Below are 22,134 nucleotides of genomic sequence, written 5' to 3' on the forward strand. Positions count from 1 at the left end.
GCCGTTGCGTGACGTCGGTGGAAGAAAGGACAGAGCGACGCCTCGACGCGGTGTTTCCGGTCGAAGACGACGCTATGCCCGAATGAGAGATGCCCGGGTCGTTATCGGCCACGGAGAGCGGCGCGCCCGGACGGAGAGGATCGGCGAACGCACGGTCGGCCCGGCCGCTGTCGCGGACCGGGCGGCAGCCGGGGGCTTCACTGCCCCCTCGGCGTATCGCGCTGATCACGGGAAAAGCCTATCGCCCCCGACCCCCGACCCGTCATGAGCCGTATGTGTACAAAAGAGGGGGTGGAAGTTTGACGTTATGGACAGCGACACATGTCCTCTTGGCAAAGCGTCCCGCCGCGGGCAGCGTGTACGCGAGCATGGGCGCAGCACGGCAGACCGACCATCTCTGTCTTGGGAGAGCCATGGCGAAGATCCTGATCGTGACCGGGGACGCGGCGGAGTCGCTGGAGGTCATGTACCCCTACCAGCGGCTGCTCGAAGAGGGGTACGAGGTCGACATCGCGGCTCCGGCCCGCAAGCAGCTCCGCTTCGTCGTCCACGACTTCGAGCCGGGCTTCGACACGTACACCGAGAAGCCCGGCTACACCTGGCCCGCGGACCTGGCCTTCTCCGAGGTCGATCCGGGCGCGTACGCGGCGGTGGTGATCCCGGGCGGACGGGCGCCGGAGTACCTGCGCAACGACCCGGAGCTCCGCAAGATCCTCAAGGCCTTCTTCGACGCGGACAAGCCGGTGGCCCAGATCTGCCACGGGCCGCTCCTGACGGCCGCGGTCGGCGGTCTGGAGGGCCGCCGGGTCACCGCCTACCCGGCCCTGGAGCTGGACATGCAGGCGGCCGGTGCGACCTTCCAGGACAGCGCGGCGGTGGTGGACGGCCTCCTGGTCTCCTCCCGCGCGTGGCCGGACCACCCGACCTGGATGCGCGAGTTCCTCAAGGTGCTGCGGGCCAAGGCCTGACACCCGCTCCGGCGGCGGGGCGCGGCCCCGCCGCCGGACCGGTCCGTCAGACCAGCTCCTCCGCCACGGCCACGGCCTCCGCGAGCGAGTCCACCACCGGGACGCCGACGCGCTCCAGCGAGGCCCGGCTGTGCGAGCCGCCGGTGTAGAGCACGGCCCGGGCCCCGACGTGCGCCGCCGCGAGGGCGTCGTCCGCGGCGTCGCCGATGACGACGACCCGGTCGGCCGAGACGCCCTCCAGCGCCGCGAGGTGCCGCACCATGTGCCCCGACTTGCCGTCCGTGGACGCGTCGATCCGGCCGTCCATCCGGACGAACCGGTCCGCGATCCCGTACCGGTGGACCAGCGGCACGAGGTCCGCGTGCGGCGCGAGCGACAGCAGTGACTGGGTGAACCCGGACGCCTGACGCGCCGCGAGCAGCTCCGCCGCGCCGGAGGTCAGCCCGCATCCCTCGGCCCGCGCCCAGTAGTGCCGGTGGAAGACCCCGTCCATGAGGGACCACTCGGCGTCGGTGGGCAACCGCCCCATGAGCCGCTCGTAGAACTTGGGCACCGGCACGGTGTACAGCTCGCGGTACCGCTCCAGCGTGATCGGTTCGAGTCCCAGCTCGGCGAAGGCCGCGTTGGTCGCGCCGATCACCGCGGTGATGTCGTCGAGCAGTGTGCCGTTCCAGTCCCAGACCAGGTGCTTGCCGCGCAAGCCGTCGTGCTTCCCCATGGAAAGACGGTACCCGCCGCCACCGACAGCCAGACCCGGGGGCTCGGGCCCGCCGGATCCGGCGGGCGGACCCGGGCGTCAGCCCAGCAGCGCGGGGATCTCCTGCACCCCGAACCAGAGCAGTTCGTGGTCCTCGGCCCCGTCGACGACGAACTGCGCGTCGTCGTCGCCGCGGTCCGCCGCGTCCAGGGCGTCCGCCGCCGCCGTCACGTCCGCCGTCGCGTCGTCGGCGTCCGCGTGGACGGCCGCGGCCTTGGCGAGCCGGACGGGCCCGGCGATCCGGACCTCGCCGATGGAGTCGACGGTGAGCGGCCCCTCGGAGGCGGTGGCGGCGTCCTTGTCCGCGACGTCGACGGCGACGACGATCCGGCGCCGGGGGGCCTCCGGATCGCCGGCGAGCAGCCGCAGGGAGGCGGACGCGGCCCGGTTGAGCGCCGCGTACTCCAGCTCCTCGATGTCGTCGGAGACGTACCACTCGCGCAGGGCGGGGGTGACGGCGTAGGCGGTCAGCGGACCGGGGCCCAGCTCGCCCGCCTTGTGCGCCTGTGCGAGACCGGGGAGGGTCAGGGGGACGTACACGCGCATGGCTGGCCGCTTTCGTAGACGGAGAGGCCCTCAGGATACGTGCGGAGTCCCCCTTCGGGGTGGCCGGCCGACAGGGGCGTACGTCCATCCCGGAGAGCCGCCCTCGGGACCCCCGGGAGCCGATTTTCCGTCGCGTCACCCGGATAGGTGATTCCGCCGCCGGGCCGCCGGGCCGCCGCGGGCCGCTTGCGGCCCCTCCGAGCCCGCCCGTACAAGATCCCCTACAGAAAGTTACTGACCGGTACCACTCGGTGACGCGACGACAGGGGCAGGCCCATGACCACCACCCTCACCACGACCGGCACCCCGCGCCCCCGCAGGGCGCCCGGCGGCCCCGCGGGCACCCGCCCCCGCGGCCCGGCGGGCACCCGCCCCCGCGGTGCCCGCCCCCGCGCCCTGCCCCCGCACACCGTCTTCGCCGAACGCCTCCTCGCCGTGCTCAGCGGCGAACGCCCGGTCCACTGGATGCTCGGCCACACCGTCGGCGAGGCCTACGAACAGCTCGTCCGGATCGCCCCCGGAACCCCCCTGCGCTCCCTCGGCCCGCGCCCGGTCCTGCGCCGCTGCTCCGTCCAGGTGGACGAGGACCGGTCGGCCGTGGAGGCCTTCGCCAGCATCGCCACCGGCGCCCGCGTCCGGGCCATGGCCTTCCGGCTGGAGCGCGGCGAGGACCTGCGCTGGCGCTGCGCCGCGGTGGAGCTCGACGGCCTGGGCACCCCGCCCCGCCCCGCGGCGCCCTCCGCACCCCGGCCGGCATGACAAAGGGGCCGGCCGCCCACCGGGCGACCGACCCCTCGTCGAACTGCTCACCGCGTCAGCGGCACCGCGTCACTTCTTGCGGCGACGCCCGCCGCCCGCGTTCTTCTGGGCCTTGCGGCGCTCCGCCCGCGTCATCCCGTCACCGGAGTCCTCCGAGGCGAAGTCGCCCTCGACGACGCCGCCGTCGCCGTCCACCGTCGGGGCGGAGAAGTGCAGCCGGTCCGGACGCTGCGGGGCGTCGAGGCCCTTGGCGCGGATCTCCGGACGTCCGGCGCCGGCCGGCACCGCGTCCTGCTTGTCGAGCGACGGACCGCCCGCCTGCACCGGGACCTCCTCGACCTGCTGCTCGACCTGGACCTCCAGGTTGAACAGGTAGCCGACGGACTCCTCCTTGATGCCCTCCATCATGGCGGTGAACATGTCGAAGCCCTCGCGCTGGTACTCGACCAGCGGGTCCTTCTGCGCCATGGCGCGCAGGCCGATGCCCTCCTGGAGGTAGTCCATCTCGTAGAGGTGCTCGCGCCACTTGCGGTCCAGCACGGAGAGGACCACCCGGCGCTCCAGCTCACGCATGATGTCCGAGCCGAGCTGCTTCTCCCGCGAGTCGTACTGCTCGTGGATGTCGTCCTTGATGGACTCGGCGATGAACTCGGCGGTGATGCCCGCCCGGTCCCCGGCCGCGTCCTCCAGCTCCTCCACGGTGACCTTCACCGGGTAGAGCTGCTTGAAGGCGTTCCACAGGCGGTCGAGGTCCCACTCCTCCGCGAAGCCCTCGGCGGTCTCCTGGCGGATGTAGTCGTCGATCGTGTCGTCCATGAAGTGCTGGATCTGCTCGTGCAGGTCCTCGCCCTCCAGGACGCGGCGGCGCTCGCCGTAGATGACCTGGCGCTGCCGGTTGAGCACGTCGTCGTACTTGAGGACGTTCTTGCGGGTCTCGAAGTTCTGCGTCTCGACCTGCGACTGCGCGGAGGCGATGGCCCGGGTGACCATCTTGTTCTCGATCGGCACGTCGTCCGGAACGTTGGCCATGGCCATCACGCGCTCGACCATCTGCGCCTTGAACAGACGCATCAGGTCGTCGCCCAGCGAGAGGTAGAAGCGGGACTCGCCCGGGTCGCCCTGACGGCCGGAACGACCGCGCAGCTGGTTGTCGATGCGCCGCGACTCGTGGCGCTCGGTGCCGAGCACGTACAGCCCGCCGAGGTCCTTGACCTCCTCGAACTCCGCCTTCACGGCCTTCCCGGCGCGCTCCAGGGCACCGGGGAGGGCCGCGGCCCACTCCTCGACGTGGTCGACCGGGTCGAGGCCCGCCTGGCGGAGCTCCGCCTCGGCGAGGTCGTCCGGGTTGCCGCCGAGCTTGATGTCGGTGCCTCGACCGGCCATGTTCGTGGCGACGGTGACGGCGCCGCGGCGGCCGGCCTGGGCGACGATGCTCGCCTCGCGGTCGTGGTGCTTGGCGTTGAGCACCTCGTGCTGGACACCGCGCTTGGAGAGCTGCTGCGAGAGGTACTCGGACTTCTCGACGGAGGTCGTGCCGACCAGGATCGGCTGGCCCTTCTCGTGCTTCTCCGCGATGTCGTCGACGACGGCGGCGAACTTCGCCACCTCGGTCCGGTAGATCAGGTCGGACTGGTCCTTGCGGATCATCGGCCTGTTCGTCGGGATCGGGACGACGCCCAGCTTGTAGATCTGGTGGAACTCGGCGGCCTCGGTCATGGCCGTACCGGTCATGCCGGAGAGCTTCGAGTACAGGAGGAAGAAGTTCTGCAGGGTGATCGTGGCGAGGGTCTGGTTCTCGTCCTTGATCGCCACCCCCTCCTTCGCCTCGATCGCCTGGTGCATGCCCTCGTTGTAGCGGCGACCGGCGAGGATACGACCGGTGTGCTCGTCGACGATCATGACTTCGCCGTCCATGACGACGTAGTCCTTGTCCTTCTTGAACAGTTCCTTCGCCTTGATGGCGTTGTTCAGGTACCCGACGAGCGGGGTGTTCACCGACTCGTAGAGGTTGTCGATGCCGAGCCAGTCCTCGACCTTGGCGACACCGGCCTCGTGGATGGCGACGGTGCGCTTCTTCTCGTCGACCTCGTAGTCGCCGGTCTCCTCGATGCCCTTGAGCTGGTTGCCCGGCTCCCCCTTGGACAGGCGGGTGACGAGCTTGGCGAAGTCGCCGTACCACTTCGTCGCCTGGTCGGCCGGGCCGGAGATGATCAGCGGCGTACGGGCCTCGTCGACGAGGATGGAGTCGACCTCGTCGACACAGGCGAAGTTGTGGCCGCGCTGGACGAGCTCGTCCTTGGACCACGCCATGTTGTCGCGGAGGTAGTCGAAGCCGAACTCGTTGTTCGTGCCGTACGTGATGTCGCAGTTGTACTGCTCACGGCGCTGGGCCGGCGTCATGTTGGCGAGGATGCAGCCGATCGACAGACCCAGGAAGCGGTGCACCCGGCCCATGAGCTCGGAGTCGCGCTCGGCCAGGTAGTCGTTGACCGTGATCAGGTGCACGCCCTTGCCGGAGAGCGCGTTGAGGTACGCCGGGAGGGTGCCGACGAGGGTCTTGCCCTCACCGGTCTTCATCTCGGCGACGTAGCCGAGGTGGAGCGCGGCGCCGCCCATCAGCTGGACGTCGTAGTGGCGCTGACCGAGGACGCGCTTCGCGGCCTCGCGCACCGTCGCGAAGGCCTCGGGCATCAGGTCGTCGAGGCTCTCGCCGTCGGCGTACCGCTGCTTGTACTCATCGGTGAGCGCCCGCAACTCGGCGTCGGAGAGGTTGACGAAGTCCTCTTCGATGGAGTTGACCTGGTCCGCGATGCGGTGCAGTTTGCGCAGGATCTTTCCTTCGCCTGCACGCATGAGCTTGTTGAAGACGGACACTGAGGCTGGTCTCCTTGCCGGTCGGGCCTGGCACTGGGTCTTGTCATGGACGCGAGCGCGGGCACGGCAGGTGGTCCCCACCGCAACGGCCATCGTAAGCGAGACCGCCCTCGCGAAGGGAGGCCCACAGTGCCGGAGCCGTACGCCCGCCCGGAAAGAGAACGCACGAGGTGGGCGGAAGGTGCCGCCCCACCCGAAAAGTGTTCGCGTCCGACGGGGCGGCTCACCAGAATCCAGACATGGAGCCGATCACCCTCACCACCGACCGCCTGCGGCTGCGGAACTTCGTGCCCGAGGACGTGGACGCGGTGTACGCCGTCTGCCAGGACCCCGACATCCGACGCTGGACCGTCGTCCCCGACCCCTATACGCGGCAGGACGCCGAGCTGTTCCTGAACCGCCTCGTGCCCGACGGCTGGCGCGAGGACACCGAGTACGCCTTCGCCGTCGAACCGCTGGCCGGCGGCCCGCTGCTCGCCGCCGTGTCCCTGACCAGCCGCGGCATGGGGGTCTGGGAGGTCGGCTTCTGGCTGGCCGGCGAGCACCGCGGCCACGGCTACATGACGGAGACCGTCCGGGCCGTCGCCCACTGGGCCTTCACCGGGCTCGGCTGCACCCGCCTGGTCTGGCGGGCCGAGGTCGGGAACACCGGGTCGCGGGCCGTGGCCGAGCGGGTCGGATTCGTCGTCGAGGGCGCCCAGCGCGCCGGCCTCACCAACAAGGGCACGCTCCGGGACAGCTGGATCGCCGCCCTGCTCCCCTCCGACTTCGGCCTCCCCAGCCCCCTGCCGTACCTCCCGGCCCGCGACGTCCCCACCCCGTCCTGAGCCGCGCTCCGGGGCCGGACCCCGGCGGGCCCGCGCCCTCCGGAGTGTCGGTGCCGGGGCCTAGGGTGCGGTCATGACGACTGCGCCGCGCCCCGCCGCCGAACTGTCCGCCGACGACGCCCGCCGGATCGCGCTGCGCGCCCAGGGCTTCCTGGGCGCGCCCGACCGCCGCGCCGGAGTGCGCGGCGTGCTGCGCGGGCTCGGCCAGGTCCAGCTCGACACGATCTCGGTCCTCGCCCGCTCGCACGAGCTGATCCCGTACGCGCGCCTGGGCGCCGTCGGCCGCACGGCCGTCGAGGACGCCTACTGGACCGGTTCGCACGCCTTCGAGTACTGGTCCCACGCGGCCTGCGTGCTGCCGGTCGAGGAGTGGCCGCACTTCGCCTTCCGCCGCCGCGCCTACCGCGGCCGCCCGCACTGGGGCCACGAACTCTCGGCGGGCGCGTACGACAAGGTGATCGACCAGCTGCGGGCCGAGGGCCCCTGCACGGCCACCGAGCTGGGCGGCGCGAAGAACAAGGGCGAGTGGTGGGACTGGTCGGACTCCAAGATCGCCGTTGAGCGGGCCCTGATGTACGGCGAGGTGGTCGTGGTCGAGCGGCGCGGCTGGAAGCGGGTGTACGACCTGGCCGAGCGGGCCGTCCCGCAGGACCTGCTCCACGACGACCTGGACGACGCGGAGTGCGTGCGCCGGCTCGTCCGGCAGGCGGGCGAGGCGCTGGGCGTGGGCACGCGCGCGGACATCGCCGACTACCACCGGCTCAAGGGGGAGCAGTTCGACGCGGTGGTCGAGGCGGCGGGCCTGGTGCCGGTCACGGTCGCGGGCTGGGGCAAGCCCGCCTGGGCGGACCCGGCGGCCCTGGCCTCGGAGCCGCGCGGCCGGCACCGCACGACCCTGCTGTCGCCGTTCGACTCGCTGATCTGGGAGCGGGCCCGCACCGAGCGGATCTTCGGCTTCACGCACCGGCTGGAGGCGTACGTCCCGAAGCAGAAGCGGATCCACGGCTACTTCGCGATGCCGGTGCTGGCCGGCGGCCGTCTGGTCGGCCGGGTGGACCCCGCGCGGGAGGGCGGGACGCTGGTCGCGCGCCAGGTGACGCTGGACGGCCCGAAGGCGGTGCCGGCGGTGGCGCGGGCGCTGCGCGAGGCGGCCGAGTGGGTCGGCTGCGACGCGGTGCGGGTGGAGCGGGTGGACACCCCGGGTCTGGCGAAGGCCCTGGTGGCGGAGCTGGACCGGGTCTCCGGCCGGGACGGGGCCTAGCGGATCTCCCGGCGGGGGCGGGGCCTAGCGGATCTCCAGGATCTTCTCCCGCATCGCGTAGACCACGGCCTCCATCCGGGAGTGCAGCTGCAGCTTCTCCAGGATGTTCCGGACGTGGTTCTTCACGGTGTTCTCCGAGATGAACAACTCCTTGGCGATGTCCCGGTTGTTCATCCCGGTCGCGACGAGCTTGAGGACCTCCAGCTCACGGTCGGTCAGCCGGGGCGCGGGCACCAGCCGGCGCTCGTCGGTGCGCTGGATCATCGACTTGAACTCGGTGAGGAGTTTCGACGCCATCGAGGGGCTGATCTGCGACTGCCCGTCGGCGACGGCGCGGATGGCGGTCGCGACCTCGTCGGTGGAGATCTCCTTGAGGAGGTAGCCGGTGGCCCCCGCCTTGATCGCCTCGTAGAGGTCGGCCTCCTCGTCGCTGATCGTCAGCATGATGATCTTCGCACTGGGGGCCACCTCCTTGATGGAGGTGCACGCCTCGATGCCGCCGCGCCGGGGCATCCGGACATCCATCAGGACGATGTCAGGCAGCAGATCGGCCGCCTTGTCGACGGCCTCCGCCCCGTCGCCGGCCTCGCCGACGACCTGGATGTCCTCCTCCTGGGCGAGGACGATCTCGAGTCCGCGGCGGAAGAGGGCGTGGTCGTCCACGACAAGGACCCGGATCGGCTCACTGCGGAAGGAGCCGCTGTCCGATTCCGATCCCTCCGGGACCGCACCACCGTGCTCGCGCCCGCTGAGCACCGGCCCGAAGCTGTCCGCCATCGTTCCTCCCCCTGAAGGCCGTGGCCTGAATTCGTTTCCGGTCCTCCAACCGCTACTCGGGGAGCACCGGTTGGCGTGCACGCCATGCTTTCATGCTCCGGCGGCATCGGGGTGATCCGCGGGCGCACGGTGGTGCCCCTGGGGGCGCGAGGGGCGCTCCAGGGGCACCGTGAGGGGCAGTTGGAGTGTGGGGGGCGCGGAGGGGCGGTCAGCCGCCGAGCGCACCACCCGCGCCGCCACCCTCGGCGAGCGGGTCGCTCTCCACGTGGATGACGCCGTAGTCGTACGCGTGTCGGCGGTAGACGACACTCGGCTGCTTCGTGTCGGAGTCGACGAAGAGGTAGAAGTCGTGTCCGACCAGCTCCATCTCGTAGAGAGCCTGGTCGAGGGTCATCGGCGCGGCCCGGTGGGTCTTCTCGCGGACCACCAGCGGGCCTTCGCCCTGGACTTCGATCGAGCCCATCATCGTGGTGGGCACCTTGTCGGACTCGTCGGCGACGAGCTGGCCGTCTCCGTTGAGCTGGGCGGCGCCGGGCACCACGTCCCCGACCTCCGCCGCCGAAAGCCTGCCGTTTCCACGGCGGGTGTACCGCTTGTCGTGCTGCTTGCGCAGTCGTGCCTCGAGCTTGTCGCTGGCGAGGTCGAGGGCCGCGTACGGGTCCGCCGCAGCGGCTTCGGCCCGGATGACCGGGCCTCGGGAGTGGAGAGTGATCTCGACGCGGTCGGACCTGTCGGCCTGCCGCGGGTTGTGTTCCTTGGACACCTCGACGTCGAGGCTGATCACCTTGCCGTCGAGCTTCTGGATCCTCTCCAGCTTCAGCTTCTCGGCCACGTGCTTGCGGAACCGCTCGGGCACCTCGGTCTTGCGGCCCTTGACGACGATGTCCACGCAGAACTCCGTTCCCGGATCGCCCTGTCGGCTCTCTCGGCCGCAGGGCTTCTCCCTTTGCACCAGACTCCGGTCGGTCACCGGAGCTCGGACTCGGCGAGTTTCACCTCCTCCTGCCCAGTCGACGAGATCCCCACCCCATCGACAAGAGGTTAATTCGCCCTGAACTCCTGTCCTGTAGGCGCAACCATGTATTCGGCTAGGTGATGGCTTTCGCCATTCCTCACAACCGAACATAGCCCCTTCGGACGGGTGTCGGCACCCGGTACCGCGACATACCTCCGTACGGGTGCTTCCACCTCTCACCACCTGCAACGTTCCAAGTTCCCTACGAGTTCCGGTTTATTCCGAACGAGACGGGAGAGGATGCGATCACAGCCGCCGCCCGCTGTTCGAATCCGTGCTGCCCCTTACCCTCCGGTAAACCGCGCGGTAATTCAGGAATGAACGGAAGGTGTACGCCTCCGAGGGCGCGCGCCGCCTCCGCGAGCGTGGCGCCCGTGGTCATCAGATCGTCGACGAGGACCACCCTTCCCGCCCGGAGCAGCCGCCCGCCGCCGGGGACCACCTCCAGCGCGCCGGAGAGGTTCGCGCGCCGGCCCGCCGCCCCGAGACCCGCCTGGTCCGCCACGTACCGCCGCTGGCGCAGCACCGGCACGACCCGCGCGGGCCGTCCCGCGCCCCGCAGCCGGGCCGCCGCGGCCAGCGCGATCCGCCGTGTCGGATCGTGGCCACGCGCCCGTACGGAGCGACGTGAGGAGGGCACCGGTACGAGGAGCAGGGGCGCGGCCGCGGGGCCGCCGGAGGCCCCGGCAGCGGCCTCCACGGCGGCGGCGAGGGCGCCGCCCAGGGGCCTGGCGAGGGCGAGCGCCCCGCGTTCCTTGTGGGAGACGAGGAGTTCGCGCACGGCGTCGGCGTACGGCGCCGCGGCGTGGACGGCGGGCAGCCCGTCGGGCTCGGGCGACGGCCGCACCCTGCGCGGCCCCTCCCCGGCTCCCGTCAGGGCGGCCGCGCACACCGGGCACAGCTCCGCCCGCGGCCGGCCGCAGCCTCCGCAGGCGACCGGCAGCACCAGCCCGGCGATCTCGCGCCACCACCCCCGCATGGCTCCACTGTGCGCCTTCCCGGGCCCCGCGGCCACCCCTGTGGAAAACGGCTGCGGAAGGCCCCGGAGTACGTCAGGTACCGCCCCTTCGCGCCCGCCCCGGAGCCGTTGCGCGGGCCCCGCCGACCGGTACGGCGGCGGGCCGCGCTCCGCGCCCGGGCGGCGCCCGCGCGGGGCGCCGACGCCGGATCCCAGACGGCCGGGTCAGCCCGGGTAAACCGGCGAGGTGCCCTTCCTGACCACGGGCTGCCAGTTCGTCCCGGGCACGAGCCGCACGATGCCGTCGTTGCCGGAGTCCGCGACCAGCGGCACGGAGCCCTGGTGCGGCGCGGCCACCGAGGTCACGCCGTTCAGACCGGGGAGCACCGAGGTCGCCGAGGTCGAGCCGTCCGTCTGGAGGTAGCGGATCTGCTGGACGCCGCCCGCCTCCCGGCCGACGACGACGAGCCGGCTCGGCCCGGCCCAGGAGACCGCCGTGACCGACTCCATCCGGGGCGCCGCGGGCTGGAAGTCGAGCACGGAGACGACCGGTTCGTCGCCCGAGGTGTCCCGCTGGACCCGGCCGATCTGGAGGGTCGTGTCCCCGTCGCGGGTGACCACGAGCGCGATCCGGACGCCGTCGGCGGAGACCCGCAGCGACTCGATCTTCGCGTCCTCCGCCAGCCACGGCGGCGTCCGCACCTTGACGGGTTCGCCGGTGCCGCCCGGCACCATCCACAGCTGGGGGGCAGCGGGGTCGCGGTCGGCGATCCACAGGTTGCCCCGGCCGTCCCAGCTGGGCGCGGACAGCCGGTCCTCCGGCCTGGCGGCCTTGCTGCGCAGGATCGGCGGCGCCGGGGCCTCCTCGGTGGTGATGGAGGAGACGTACAGCTCGCGGCCGCTCTCCGAGACGCCGGCGGCCCGGGTCTCGCCCCGGTCGACGGCGACCGAGCCGAGCTTCGTGGTGCCCTTGCCGAGCGGGCCGGGCACGGAGGCGGGCTCGTTGGCCTCCTTGCCGCCGACGACCAGCATCATCAGCTTGTGGTGCTCGTCGACGAAGTACGGGTTCTCGTCCCGGTCCGTGGGGCGCACGGGGGCGAACTCGTCGGCCGCCTGCCCCTTGCCGAGCCGGCACAGCGACTGCCCCCTAGAGCCCTGGAGCTCCACCTGCTCGGCGTTGACGGAGGTCAGGTCCCGCAGCGTGAACAGCAGCTGCGCCGCCATCCGCCTGCACGGCTCGCCGCCCACCAGGTCCGCCTTGGCGTTGAGCGGGACCTTGATCGTGGACTGGTCGTCGGGGGTGAGCGCGGTGACGCCCTTCCGCAGCTCCGTACCGGAGGGGAAGCTGGAGTCGACGGCGGGCTTCAGCCAGTCCGTGGGGCCTTCGAGGAGCGCCCTGACCGTCTGCGTCACCGGATCCATCCGGGTGACGGGGTCCTGGCGCTGCCGGATGTAGACCGGATCGGCGACGACCAGGTCCTCCCCGGAGGCGAAGTAGTACTTGTTGACCGACCGGTAGTTGCGCAGGAAGTCCGCCTCACCGAGCACCAGGCCCGGGGGCAGGCTGTCGATGCGCCACTCCTTGCCCTTGCCGTTGGCCGTGGGCTGCTGGACGACGTGGATCGACTGGAGGTACTTGGCGGGGCTGATCGGCTGGTACGCGTGCCGGGCGTCCACGGTCGCGATCTTGCGGCCGGAGAGCGAGTAGGCGCGGCCCTGGTTGTCGGGGTCGGCGTTGCGGTCGGCCTGGTCGCGGTCGGGCGCGGTGGTGAGCACGGTGATGCTCTGCTCCGGCTTCCAGGTCCGCGCGGCCTGGGCCGTCAGGTACTTGCGGGCGGTGGCGAAGCCGGGGTCGTCACTGGTCATGGCTTCGAGGAAGCCGTCGACGATGTCGTCCGGGTCCGCGTTCTCCCGGGGTGCCACGGCGTAGACCCGCACCTGCGAGTCGCCCTGGTTGACCCCCCGCACCGGCTGGACGTCTCCGCTGTCGGGCATGGTCGCGCACCCGGTCACCAGCAGCCCGCCGCACGCGGCCAGCACGACCACCCGGACGCCGAGCCCCCGTCCCGGACGGGCACCCGGACCGGGTCGCACCGGCCGGAGGCCCGTGAAGCCCCGCACCGCACGCCCCGTTCGGAGGCCCCGCCCCGCCTGCTCCGTGGAGGAGTCAGCGCCCACGTGTCCCGTCCTCCCGCTCCGCGTTCCCTGCGCCGGCCGTGGCCTGCCCCGCCCCGGCGTTCTCGTTCTCCGCCGTCCCCCGTGCCACGACCCGTGCGCCGTTGCCGGGCAGGGCCGTCGGGTCGACGCTGGCCCGCTGGGGTGCGGGGAGCCTCGGCGGCACGGACAGCTGCTGCCGGTCGCCGGCGGGCTGCGCCGGCACCGTGCGGCGCGCGTCGTCCTGGGCGCGTCCGGCGGCCGCCTGCTCGCGGTTGCGCCGGGAGTCCTCGGGCTCCAGGGGTATCGGGGACCCCCGCAGCGGCTCGTCCGCGGTCCTCGGCAGCGTGAGCCGGAACTGCGACCCGCCGCCGGGCTCGCCCCACGCCTGCAGCCAGCCGCCGTGCAGCCGGGCGTCCTCCACCGCGATCGACAGGCCGAGGCCGGTGCCGCCGGTGGTCCGCGCCCGCGCGGGGTCGGCGCGCCAGAACCGGTTGAAGACCCGGGTCGCCTCGCCCGGCTTGAGCCCGACGCCGTAGTCGCGCACCGCGACCGCGACGGCCCCGCCGGCGGCCGCCAGCTTCACCACCACGTCCCGGCCCTCGCCGTGCTCCACGGCGTTGACCACCAGGTTGCGCAGCACCCGCTCGACCCGGCGGGCGTCCGCCTCGGCCACCACGGGCTGCTGGTCGCCGACGACCACGATCCGGGTGCCCTTGCGCTCGGCGAGCGGCTCCGCGCCGCCGATGACCCGGCGCACCACCTGGCGCAGGTCTATCGGCTCGGCCTCCAGGGCGGCCGCTCCGGCGTCGAAGCGGCTGATCTCCAGGAGGTCGGAGAGCAGCGACTCGAAACGGTCGAGCTGGTCCCCGAGCAGCTCCGCGGAACGGGCCGTGACGGGGTCGAAGTCGACCCGGGCCTCGTGGATGACGTCGGCGGCCATCCGCACCGTGGTGAGCGGCGTCCGCAGCTCGTGAGAGACGTCCGAGACGAACCGCCGCTGCATCCGCGACAGCTCCTCCAGCTGCTGGATCTTGAGCTGGAGGTTCTGGGCCATCTTGTTGAAGGCCTCGCCGAGCCGGGCGATGTCGTCCTCGCCGGTGACCTTCATCCGTTCCTGGAGGCGGCCGGCCGAGAGCCGCTCGGCGATCCCGGCGGCCATCCGCACGGGGGTGACGACCTGGCGCACCATGAGCCACGCGATGGCGCCGAGCAGCACCATCACGAACAGCCCGGCGGTCGCCAGGGTTCCCTTGACCAGGGTGAGGGAGTCCTCCTCCTGGGTCAGCGGAAAGAGGTAGTACAGCTCGTACTGTGTGCCCTCGGCGTCGTTCAGCCGCTGGCCGATCACGAGACCGGCCTCGGACGGCTTGCCGTTGGTGTAGTGGATGCGAGTGAACTGCTGGTAGGTGTCCGTGGCCTGCGCGACCTGATGCCGCAGTTCGGCGGGGATGCTCGTGGTCGGATCGACCTCTCCCGAGGCCCGGGCGCCGCGGCTCGCGGCCTCCCCGGTGTCCAGGGACAGCGCGACCACGTTGAAGGCGCTCTGACCGCCACTGGCCAGCTGCTCCACCAGCGTGGAACGCCAGTTCACGGAGGCACCGGCCCGCGCGCCGTCCTGCTGTCCGGCCGCCGAGGGGGTGGTCGCCGCCCGGTCCTGGGCGGCGGAGAACCCGCCGGCGGCCTGGCTCTGGGCGGCCCTCTCCTTGGCGTCGAGCAGTCCGTTGCGCACCTGGCCGATCACGACCAGGCCGAGGAGCAGCACCACGCCGAGCGACATCAGCAGGGTGCCCGCGACGATCCGGAGCTGGATGTTGCGTCGCCACAGCCGCAGCGCGGGCAGCAACGGCCTGCGCACCCAGCGCACGAACAGCCGGAGCACCGGCCCGCCCGGCGCCCCGTCCCGGAACAGCCGTCCACCGCGCGGCGGACGGCCGGAACGCGAGCCCCCCCGCCCCGGTCCGGCAGCCCGCCCCGTACGGACTCCCGGGTCCCCGGGCTTCGGAGCAGTACTGCCTGTACTCATGTCAGCTCGGTCCCGCCTTGTATCCGACGCCCCGCACGGTCACCACGATCTCGGGCCGCTCGGGGTCCTTCTCGACCTTCGACCGCAGCCGCTGCACGTGCACGTTCACCAGCCGGGTGTCCGCCGCGTGCCGGTAGCCCCAGACCTGCTCCAGGAGCACCTCGCGGGTGAACACCTGCCACGGCTTGCGCGCCAGCGCGACGAGCAGGTCGAACTCCAGCGGCGTCAGGGCGATGGACTGCCCGTCCCGCTTGACGGAGTGCCCCGCGACGTCGATCACCAGGTCACCGATGGTGAGCTGCTCCGGCGCCGGCTCCTCCGACCTCCGCAGCCGCGCCCGGATACGGGCCACCAGCTCCTTGGGCTTGAACGGCTTGACGATGTAGTCGTCGGCGCCGGACTCCAGACCCACCACGACGTCGACCGTGTCGCTCTTCGCGGTGAGCATGACGATCGGCACACCCGACTCGGCCCTGATCAGGCGGCACACCTCGATGCCGTCCCTCCCGGGCAGCATCAGGTCGAGCAGCACCAGGTCAGGCTTGGCCTCCCGGAATGCGGCAAGCGCCTTGTCACCGTCCGCGACGAACGACGGCTCGAACCCTTCACCCCGCAGCACGATGCCGAGCATCTCGGCCAGTGCGGTGTCGTCGTCGACGACAAGAACGCGTCCCTTCATATCGACATCATCCCATTAGCCAATCGTTACCTGCCGTGACCTGCCCCACAGCGCCTCCCCCAGCCCGGGTCCGCGACCCCGTCGACCGCGCCCCGCTCGGCCCGTCACCGCACGGTTCGCGCGTGATGATCGGGTGTCCGCACAGTGTGCCGTCTGCCGCTCGCACAATGAAGGTCCGGACGAAGGTACGAAGGTCACGGACGCTCCGGCCCACGGGAGGGCCCCGCGTGGCACGATGGCACCCGGCCCGCCGCCGTGTCAGGTGTCGGCCGCCGTGACCGAGCCGGTTCGCCGATCCGGCACCGCGACCATTCCTCCGAGGTGGACGACCGTGAACGACACTCCGGGCTGGACCTCGCCCGGATCCGCCCCCTCCGACGACCAGAACGGCTCCGGGGTCCCCCGGCCCGCCGCTCCGGCCGACGCGAACGGCTCCACCCCGCAGTGGTCCGAGGACCAGCCTCCCGCCGGCCGGTGGTCCCCGCCGACCGGCCCGACCCCGCCGCCGGCACCCGGTCGCGGCCCCGGCTGGGGAGCTCCCCCGCCGAACGCCCACTGGGGCCGCCCGCCGGCCGCGAAGCCCGGAGTGATCCCGCTGCGGCCCCTCGGCATGGGCGAGATCCTCGACGGCGCGGTCAAGACCCTCCGCACCTACTGGCGCACCGTGCTGGCCATCACGGTCACGGTCGCGGTGGTCTCCCAGATCGCCAACATCCTGGCCCAGCAGTACCTCGCCCCGGACGTTCCCGCGGCGAACCCGGACGCCACCCCCGCCGAGGCGCTCGAGCAGTCCCTCGACGCGGCCCAGGCCTCCCTGGTCGGCCTCGGCCCCGCCCTGCTCGTGACGCTGATGGGGTCCCTGATCAGCGCCGCGCTGCTGACCGTCGTCATCAGCCGGGCCGTCCTCGGCCGCCCGGTCTCGCTCGGCGCCGCGTGGCAGGAGGCACGCCCGCGCCTCCTGCAGCTCGTCGGCCTGACCCTGCTGCTCGCGGCGATGAGCTCCGCCATCGTGATGGTCGGCCTGCTCCCCGGCCTGCTGATCGGCGGCGCCGCCGGCGCCGCCCTGACCCTCCTCGGCGGCCTCGGCGCCTTGGTGGCCGCCGTCTGGCTGATGATCCGCTTCAGCCTGGCCTCCCCGGCCCTGATGCTGGAACGCGGCGGCGTGTTCACGTCCCTGAAGCGCTCGGCGAAGCTCGTTCAGGGCGCGTGGTGGCGCATCTTCGGCATCACGCTCCTCACCCAGCTGCTGATCTTCATCTTCTCCATGATCATCGCGATCCCGTTCACCGTCATCGGCATCGCGGTCGACGGCGACGGCTTCTCCGACATGCTCGCCGGCACGTCCACCACCTTCGGCTGGCCGTTCCTGATCGTCACGGGCATCGGCGGTGTCATCACCAGCGCGATCACCTACCCCGTGTCGGCCGGCGTGACCGTCCTCCTCTACGTGGACCAGCGCATCCGCCGCGAAGCCCTGGACCTCGAACTGGCACGGGCCGCGGGCGTCCCCGGCTACGGCCCCACCCCGGGCACCCAGACCGTCGGAGGCTGATGCCGTGACGGTCACGGGGGGAACGACCGCGGCACCGGCACGGCTCACCGCCGACGACACTCCGCTGGACATCTCCCGCGTCCCCGCCCGAGAGGCGGCGGAACGGGAGCTGTCCGAGCCGATGTACCACCAGAACGACCCGAACCTCCTCCAGCGCAGCCTCGACCGCCTCTGGGAGTGGGTCGGCGACCTCTTCGACGCCGCCTCCGGGGCCGCGCCCGGCGGCGTGATCGGCCTCGTCGTGGTCGCACTCCTCGTGATCGCCGCGGTCGCCGCCCTCTGGTGGCGCCTCGGCACCCCCCACCGCACACCGGGCACCACCGGCGACTCCCTCTTCGCGGACGGCCCGCGCACCGCCCGCGACCACCGGGAGGCCGCCGCACGCCACGCCGCTGCCGGCCGCTGGAACCAGGCCGTCCAGGAACGCACACGGGCCATCGTCCGCGCCCTGGAGGAACGCGCCCTGCTCGACCCCCGCCCCGGCCGCACCGCCGACGAGGCCGCCGCCGAGGCGAGCCGCTCCCTGCCCGCCCACGCGGACGACCTGCGCCTCGCCGTCCGCGTCTTCGACGACGTCACGTACGGCGGCCGCACCGCCGACGAGCCCGCGTACCGCCGCATCGAGGAGCTGGACACCGTCCTGGAGCGCACCCGCCCCACCCTCGGCCCCGCCGCCTCCGCGGGAACGCCCGCATGAGCCGCACCGCCACCAGCACGACGTCGACCGCCCTCTCGGCACGCCGCCTGTGGACCCGGGCCCGCGGCGCGGCCCTCGTCCTCGCCCTGGTCCTCGTCGGCGGCCTCGCGCTCGCCACACTGCGCTCCTCCGACGCCCACGGCGCCCTGGACCCCCGCTCCGCCGACCCGAACGGCAGCCGGGCGGTCGCCGAGCTCCTCAAGGCCCGGGGCGTCGACCTCACCGTCGCCACCACCCTCGACGCGGCGACCGCCGCGACCGGCCCCGACGCCACACTCCTGGTCACCACACCCGACCTGCTGACCCGGTCCCAGCAGACGACGCTCCACCGGGCCATGGCGGACTCCACCGGCCGCACGGTCCTCATCGGCGCGGGACGCCCCTCCCTCGACATCCTCACCCCTGGAGTCACCAGCTCCCTCAGCACCCCGGTGGAGAACCGCGCCCCCTCCTGCACCCTGGCGGCGGCCGTCCGCGCCGGCAGCGCCGACCTCGGCGGCGAGCGCTACCGCACCGCCCCCGGCACGGCCGCGGACTCCTGCTACCCCTCCGACGGCCTGCCGACCCTGCTCCGCCTCCCCGGACCGGGCACCGCCGACACCGTCCTCCTCGGCTCGCCCGACATCCTGCTCAACCAGCATCTCGACCAGCAGGGCAACGCCTCGCTCGCCCTGCAACTCCTCGGCTCCCGGCCCCATCTCGTCTGGTACCTCCCCTCCCTGACCGATGCCTCCGCCACCGCCGACTCACCCGAGGACGGCACCACGGGCGGCTTCCTCTCCCTCGTCCCCTCCGGCTGGCTGTGGGGAGCGCTCCAACTCGCCCTCGCCGCCGTGCTCGCCGCCGTCTGGCGCGCCCGCCGACTCGGCCCCCTGGTGACCGAGCGCCTGCCCGTCGCCCTCCGCGCCTCCGAGGCCACCGAGGGCCGCGCCCGCCTCTACCGCAAGGCGAACGCCCGCGACCGCGCCTCCTCCGTCCTGCGCACCGCGACCCGCACCCGGATCGCCCCGCTGCTCGGCGTCCCCGTCCAGGACGCCCACGCCGCCGACCGCCTCCTCCCCGCCCTCTCCGCCCGTCTCCCCGGAGCCACGGCGGACCCCCAGCACCTCCTCTTCGGCCCGGCACCCGCCGACGACGCCGCTCTCATCCGCCTGGCGGACCAACTCGACGCCCTCGAAAGAGAGGTACGCACCTCATGAGCGCCCCGACCCCCGAGACCGCCACGAACTCGGACAGCGCCCGCGCCTCCCTGGAGGCCCTGCGCACCGAGATCGGAAAGGCCGTGGTCGGCCAGGACCCCGCCGTCACCGGTCTCGTCGTCGCCCTGCTCTGCCGCGGACACGTCCTCCTCGAAGGGGTCCCCGGCGTCGCGAAGACCCTGCTGGTCCGCTCGCTCGCCGCAGCACTCGAACTCGACACCAAGCGCGTCCAGTTCACCCCCGACCTCATGCCGAGCGACGTCACCGGGTCCCTGGTCTACGACACCCGGACCTCCGAGTTCTCCTTCCAGCCCGGCCCGGTCTTCACGAATCTGCTGCTCGCCGACGAGATCAACCGCACGCCCCCGAAGACCCAGGCCTCGCTCCTGGAGGCGATGGAGGAACGTCAGGTCACGGTCGACGGCACTCCCCGCGCCCTGCCCGACACCTTCCTGGTGGCCGCGACACAGAACCCCGTCGAGTACGAGGGCACCTACCCCCTGCCCGAGGCGCAACTGGACCGCTTCCTGCTGAAGCTGACGGTCCCTCTGCCCTCGCGCGCGGACGAGATCCAGGTCCTCACCCGTCACGCCGAGGGCTTCGACCCCCGCGACCTGAAGGCCGCCGGCGTCCGCCCCGTCGCGGGTCCCGCCGACCTCGAAGCCGCCCGGGCCGCCGTCGCCAAGGTCTCGGCCTCGGCCGAGATCGCCGGCTACGTCGTCGATATCTGTCGTGCCACGCGTGAATCCCCCTCACTCACTCTCGGGGTCTCTCCCCGAGGCGCCACCGCCCTGCTCTCCACCGCCCGCGCCTGGGCCTGGCTCACCGGCAGGGACTACGTCACCCCGGACGACGTGAAGGCCCTCGCCCTCCCCACCCTGCGCCATCGCATCCACCTGCGGCCCGAGGCCGAGATGGAAGGAGTCACCCCCGACTCCGTCATCAACTCGATCCTCGCCCACCTCCCCGTCCCCCGCTGAGAACGGCGCCCCATGGCCCTCACCGGACGAACAGCGCTGCTCGCCGCCCTCGGATCGCTCCCCGTCGGCATCCTCGCCCCCAGCTGGGCGGGGATGCTCCTGGTGAACGCGCCCCTCTCCCTCGCAATTCTGTGCGACTACGCCCTGGCGGCACCAGTGCGAACGCTCCAGTTCACCCGAAGTGGTGATACATCCGTTCGACTCGGTGACACGGCCACCGTCCACCTCACCGTCACCAATCGCTCCCGCCGGCGACTCCGCGCCCGGCTGCGCGACGCCTGGCCGCCCAGCAGCTGGCTCCCCGGCACCGAACAGGCCGCCTCGCGCCACCACCTGACCGTCCCCGCCGGCGAACGCCGACGCCTGACCACGAGCCTGCGCCCGACCCGCCGGGGCGACCGCCACGCGGAGCGCGTCACGGTCCGCTCCTACGGCCCGCTCGGCCTGGCGGCCCGCCAGGGCCATCACGAGGTCCCCTGGACGGTCCGCGTCCTGCCCCCGTTCACCAGCCGCAAGCACCTGCCGTCCCGCCTGGCCCGCCTCAGGGAACTCGACGGCCGCACCAGCGTCCTGACCCGCGGTGAGGGCACGGAGTTCGACAGCCTCCGCGAGTACGTCCCCGGCGACGACACCCGCTCGATCGACTGGCGGGCCACCGCCCGGCAGTCCACGGTCGCCGTCCGCACCTGGCGCCCCGAACGCGACCGCCACATCCTGATCGTCCTCGACACCGGCCGCACCTCCGCCGGCCGGGTCGGCGACGTCCCCCGCCTCGACGCCTCCATGGACGCCGCACTCCTCCTCACGGCGCTCGCGTCCCGCGCCGGGGACCGCGTGGACCTCCTGGCCCACGACCGGCGTCCACGTGCCCAGGTCCGGGGACGTTCCGCCGGCGACGTCCTGCCCGCCGTGGTCGACGCGCTCGCCCCGCTCGAACCGGAGCTGGTGGAGACCGACGCCCGCGCCCTGGCCGCGGCGGCCCTCGCGCGAGCTCCCCGCCGTTCGCTGATCGTCCTCCTCACGAGCCTCGACGCGGCTCCGGTCGAGGAAGGCCTCCTCCCGGTTCTGCCGCAGCTCTCCCAGCGCCACACCGTGCTGCTCGCGTCGGTCTCCGACCCGCACGTCGCCCGGATGGCCGCGACCCGGGGCTCGATCGAGGGTGTCTACGAAGCGGCGGCGGCCACGCAGACCCAGTCCCAGCGCTCCCGCACCGCGGACCAGCTCCGCCGGCACGGCGTGACGGTCGTGGACGCCTCCCCCGAGGCCCTCGCTCCCGCCCTGGCGGACGCCTATCTGGCCCTCAAGGCGGCCGGCCGCCTGTAGGGGGACACGCACCGGTGGCCGGTGCGGCTTCCTGCCGCACCGGCCGTCAATGGGGTCGGCGCTCCGACTCAGCGGAACACGACGGAGGCCTCCCCGGCCGCGGCGCTGAAGGAGCCCGGGCACAGGAACGAGCCCGACACCTTGGTCGCCGTGAAGGGGGTGTTCACGTACTTCCTGGTGGCTCCGTCACGGTTCCAGACGATGTTCGTGACCTTGTAGCGGCAGGAGACGAACGACTGCTTGCCGGTCAGGTCGATGACGTCGGTCGTCGCCGTCCCGGCGGCGTCGTCGAAGGTGAAGGCCGGATTGTTGTTGAGCGAGGCGGTGATGCCACCGCCGCAGGCCAGGTTCCCGCCGGGCTTGTTGATCGTGGCCCGGTCGACGGTGAGTGCGCTCGGAGGAGTCGCGCCGGCGTCGGCTCCGGTCCAGGTGCAGGTGTTGCCGGATACGACGATCACGCCGTCGACCTCCGCGCCGGCCGCCGCGCCGCCCTCACGGGCCGACGCGGGAACAGCGATGCCGACCGCCATCACGAGCGCGGCCAGACCGGTCAGAGTGGGGGTGTACTTCATGTCGCTCTCCTTGCCACGGCTTGTGGGTGGGGGGAACTTCGGAGTGCGCCACGGAGCGTGGCACAGCGACCTTGAAATGTCATGACTGCGTCAAGGAATGGCCGAAAAGAGCTGCACGCAGAAATGCCTCAACCCCCGGACATGGTCCGGGGGTTGAGGCTAAAGATTGTTCGGCGGCGTCCTACTCTCCCACAGGGTCCCCCCTGCAGT

Annotated in this window: 19 protein-coding genes; 9 read left to right on the forward strand and 10 right to left on the reverse strand. The window is 72.5% G+C overall.

The window, feature by feature from the left end:
• Window positions 1–413 precede the first annotated feature (413 nt).
• Entirely contained in the window at window positions 414–968 is a 555-nt protein-coding gene (locus ACF09E_RS08335; RefSeq protein WP_030324431.1) for a DJ-1/PfpI family protein, read from the forward strand.
• A 46-nt stretch (window positions 969–1,014) separates the two neighbouring features.
• Here ACF09E_RS08335 and ACF09E_RS08340 read toward each other — a convergent pair whose 3' ends face one another.
• Both ACF09E_RS08340 and ACF09E_RS08345 read right to left on the reverse strand, forming a co-directional pair.
• Window positions 1,015–1,686: an HAD family hydrolase gene (locus ACF09E_RS08340; RefSeq protein WP_388798176.1), complete on the reverse strand. Its 672-nt coding sequence runs from the start codon at window positions 1,684–1,686 to the stop codon at window positions 1,015–1,017.
• A 78-nt stretch (window positions 1,687–1,764) separates the two neighbouring features.
• Window positions 1,765–2,271, reverse strand: a complete 507-nt coding sequence (locus ACF09E_RS08345) for a DUF6912 family protein (protein WP_392204410.1) — start codon at window positions 2,269–2,271, stop codon at window positions 1,765–1,767.
• Window positions 2,272–2,547: 276 nt separating this feature from the next.
• On the opposite strand from ACF09E_RS08345, the gene ACF09E_RS08350 reads away from it, so the two are divergent.
• On the forward strand, window positions 2,548–3,030 hold the full coding sequence (locus tag ACF09E_RS08350; protein ID WP_388798170.1) for an Rv3235 family protein: 483 nt from the start codon (window positions 2,548–2,550) through the stop codon (window positions 3,028–3,030).
• A 69-nt stretch (window positions 3,031–3,099) separates the two neighbouring features.
• On the opposite strand, the gene secA is transcribed toward ACF09E_RS08350, so the two are convergent.
• Window positions 3,100–5,904 carry a preprotein translocase subunit SecA gene (gene secA, locus ACF09E_RS08355; protein WP_392204411.1) on the reverse strand — a complete coding sequence of 935 codons (2,805 nt, stop codon included), beginning with the start codon at window positions 5,902–5,904 and terminating at the stop codon, window positions 3,100–3,102.
• 239 nt (window positions 5,905–6,143) lie between these two features.
• Between secA and ACF09E_RS08360 the strand changes: the two genes are divergently transcribed.
• Window positions 6,144–6,731, forward strand: coding sequence for a GNAT family N-acetyltransferase (locus tag ACF09E_RS08360; protein ID WP_392047618.1), 588 nt, complete (start codon window positions 6,144–6,146; stop codon window positions 6,729–6,731).
• 73 nt (window positions 6,732–6,804) lie between these two features.
• Window positions 6,805–7,992 (forward strand): winged helix-turn-helix domain-containing protein, encoded by a 1,188-nt coding sequence (locus ACF09E_RS08365; protein WP_392204412.1) that lies wholly within the window; start codon window positions 6,805–6,807, stop codon window positions 7,990–7,992.
• 24 nt (window positions 7,993–8,016) lie between these two features.
• Here ACF09E_RS08365 and ACF09E_RS08370 read toward each other — a convergent pair whose 3' ends face one another.
• The 6 genes from ACF09E_RS08370 to mtrA all read right to left on the reverse strand — a co-directional run bounded on the left by ACF09E_RS08370 (window position 8,017) and on the right by mtrA (window position 15,601).
• Window positions 8,017–8,769 (reverse strand): response regulator transcription factor, encoded by a 753-nt coding sequence (locus ACF09E_RS08370; protein WP_361859224.1) that lies wholly within the window; start codon window positions 8,767–8,769, stop codon window positions 8,017–8,019.
• 208 nt (window positions 8,770–8,977) lie between these two features.
• The gene (gene hpf, locus ACF09E_RS08375; protein ID WP_361859226.1) at window positions 8,978–9,658 is read right to left on the reverse strand and encodes a ribosome hibernation-promoting factor, HPF/YfiA family; all 681 of its coding nucleotides are present in this window, start codon (window positions 9,656–9,658) and stop codon (window positions 8,978–8,980) included.
• Window positions 9,659–9,986: 328 nt separating this feature from the next.
• Window positions 9,987–10,763, reverse strand: a complete 777-nt coding sequence (locus ACF09E_RS08380) for a ComF family protein (RefSeq protein ID WP_392204413.1) — start codon at window positions 10,761–10,763, stop codon at window positions 9,987–9,989.
• 204 nt (window positions 10,764–10,967) lie between these two features.
• On the reverse strand, window positions 10,968–12,737 hold the full coding sequence (locus ACF09E_RS08385; protein WP_392204414.1) for an LpqB family beta-propeller domain-containing protein: 1,770 nt from the start codon (window positions 12,735–12,737) through the stop codon (window positions 10,968–10,970).
• A gap of 172 nt (window positions 12,738–12,909) precedes the next feature.
• On the reverse strand, window positions 12,910–14,922 hold the full coding sequence (mtrB, locus tag ACF09E_RS08390) for an MtrAB system histidine kinase MtrB (protein WP_392204415.1): 2,013 nt from the start codon (window positions 14,920–14,922) through the stop codon (window positions 12,910–12,912).
• A 1-nt stretch (window position 14,923) separates the two neighbouring features.
• Complete coding sequence (mtrA, locus tag ACF09E_RS08395) at window positions 14,924–15,601, reverse strand: two-component system response regulator MtrA (RefSeq protein WP_010356958.1); 678 nt, start codon at window positions 15,599–15,601, stop codon at window positions 14,924–14,926.
• A 331-nt stretch (window positions 15,602–15,932) separates the two neighbouring features.
• Between mtrA and ACF09E_RS08400 the strand changes: the two genes are divergently transcribed.
• The 5 genes from ACF09E_RS08400 to ACF09E_RS08420 are packed head-to-tail and all read left to right on the forward strand — an operon-like array spanning window position 15,933 to window position 21,352.
• Window positions 15,933–17,153, forward strand: a complete 1,221-nt coding sequence (locus tag ACF09E_RS08400) for a hypothetical protein (protein ID WP_392204416.1) — start codon at window positions 15,933–15,935, stop codon at window positions 17,151–17,153.
• Between the two features lie 4 nt (window positions 17,154–17,157).
• Window positions 17,158–17,850 (forward strand): DUF4129 domain-containing protein, encoded by a 693-nt coding sequence (locus ACF09E_RS08405; RefSeq protein ID WP_392204417.1) that lies wholly within the window; start codon window positions 17,158–17,160, stop codon window positions 17,848–17,850.
• Window positions 17,847–19,049 carry a DUF4350 domain-containing protein gene (locus tag ACF09E_RS08410; protein WP_392204418.1) on the forward strand — a complete coding sequence of 401 codons (1,203 nt, stop codon included), beginning with the start codon at window positions 17,847–17,849 and terminating at the stop codon, window positions 19,047–19,049. Before ACF09E_RS08405 ends, ACF09E_RS08410 begins: the two co-directional genes overlap by 4 nt.
• Window positions 19,046–20,029, forward strand: coding sequence for an AAA family ATPase (locus ACF09E_RS08415; RefSeq protein ID WP_392204419.1), 984 nt, complete (start codon window positions 19,046–19,048; stop codon window positions 20,027–20,029). The genes ACF09E_RS08410 and ACF09E_RS08415 overlap by 4 nt, the downstream gene beginning before the upstream one ends.
• Before the next feature lie 12 nt (window positions 20,030–20,041).
• The gene (locus ACF09E_RS08420) at window positions 20,042–21,352 is read left to right on the forward strand and encodes a DUF58 domain-containing protein (protein ID WP_392204420.1); all 1,311 of its coding nucleotides are present in this window, start codon (window positions 20,042–20,044) and stop codon (window positions 21,350–21,352) included.
• A 68-nt stretch (window positions 21,353–21,420) separates the two neighbouring features.
• On the opposite strand, the gene ACF09E_RS08425 is transcribed toward ACF09E_RS08420, so the two are convergent.
• Window positions 21,421–21,924 (reverse strand): hypothetical protein, encoded by a 504-nt coding sequence (locus ACF09E_RS08425; RefSeq protein WP_392204421.1) that lies wholly within the window; start codon window positions 21,922–21,924, stop codon window positions 21,421–21,423.
• Window positions 21,925–22,134 lie beyond the last annotated feature (210 nt).

The organism is Streptomyces sp. NPDC014891 (assembly GCF_043081085.1).
In the GTDB taxonomy this organism is placed as follows: domain Bacteria; phylum Actinomycetota; class Actinomycetes; order Streptomycetales; family Streptomycetaceae; genus Streptomyces.

Bases quoted from the DNA above. Each gene is read 5' to 3' on its own strand.
- ACF09E_RS08420 (WP_392204420.1), top strand. From the start codon at position 20,042: ATGGCCCTCACCGGACGAACAGCGCTGCTCGCCGCCCTCGGATCGCTC.
- ACF09E_RS08360 (WP_392047618.1), top strand. From the start codon at position 6,144: ATGGAGCCGATCACCCTCACCACCGACCGCCTGCGGCTGCGGAACTTC.
- ACF09E_RS08415 (WP_392204419.1), top strand. From the start codon at position 19,046: ATGAGCGCCCCGACCCCCGAGACCGCCACGAACTCGGACAGCGCCCGC.
- ACF09E_RS08340 (WP_388798176.1), bottom strand. From the start codon at position 1,686: ATGGGGAAGCACGACGGCTTGCGCGGCAAGCACCTGGTCTGGGACTGG.
- ACF09E_RS08345 (WP_392204410.1), bottom strand. From the start codon at position 2,271: ATGCGCGTGTACGTCCCCCTGACCCTCCCCGGTCTCGCACAGGCGCAC.
- ACF09E_RS08335 (WP_030324431.1), top strand. From the start codon at position 414: ATGGCGAAGATCCTGATCGTGACCGGGGACGCGGCGGAGTCGCTGGAG.
- mtrB (WP_392204415.1), bottom strand. From the start codon at position 14,922: ATGAGTACAGGCAGTACTGCTCCGAAGCCCGGGGACCCGGGAGTCCGT.
- ACF09E_RS08425 (WP_392204421.1), bottom strand. From the start codon at position 21,924: ATGAAGTACACCCCCACTCTGACCGGTCTGGCCGCGCTCGTGATGGCG.
- ACF09E_RS08410 (WP_392204418.1), top strand. From the start codon at position 17,847: ATGAGCCGCACCGCCACCAGCACGACGTCGACCGCCCTCTCGGCACGC.
- ACF09E_RS08350 (WP_388798170.1), top strand. From the start codon at position 2,548: ATGACCACCACCCTCACCACGACCGGCACCCCGCGCCCCCGCAGGGCG.
- ACF09E_RS08365 (WP_392204412.1), top strand. From the start codon at position 6,805: ATGACGACTGCGCCGCGCCCCGCCGCCGAACTGTCCGCCGACGACGCC.
- ACF09E_RS08370 (WP_361859224.1), bottom strand. From the start codon at position 8,769: ATGGCGGACAGCTTCGGGCCGGTGCTCAGCGGGCGCGAGCACGGTGGT.
- ACF09E_RS08380 (WP_392204413.1), bottom strand. From the start codon at position 10,763: ATGCGGGGGTGGTGGCGCGAGATCGCCGGGCTGGTGCTGCCGGTCGCC.
- ACF09E_RS08385 (WP_392204414.1), bottom strand. From the start codon at position 12,737: ATGCCCGACAGCGGAGACGTCCAGCCGGTGCGGGGGGTCAACCAGGGC.
- mtrA (WP_010356958.1), bottom strand. From the start codon at position 15,601: ATGAAGGGACGCGTTCTTGTCGTCGACGACGACACCGCACTGGCCGAG.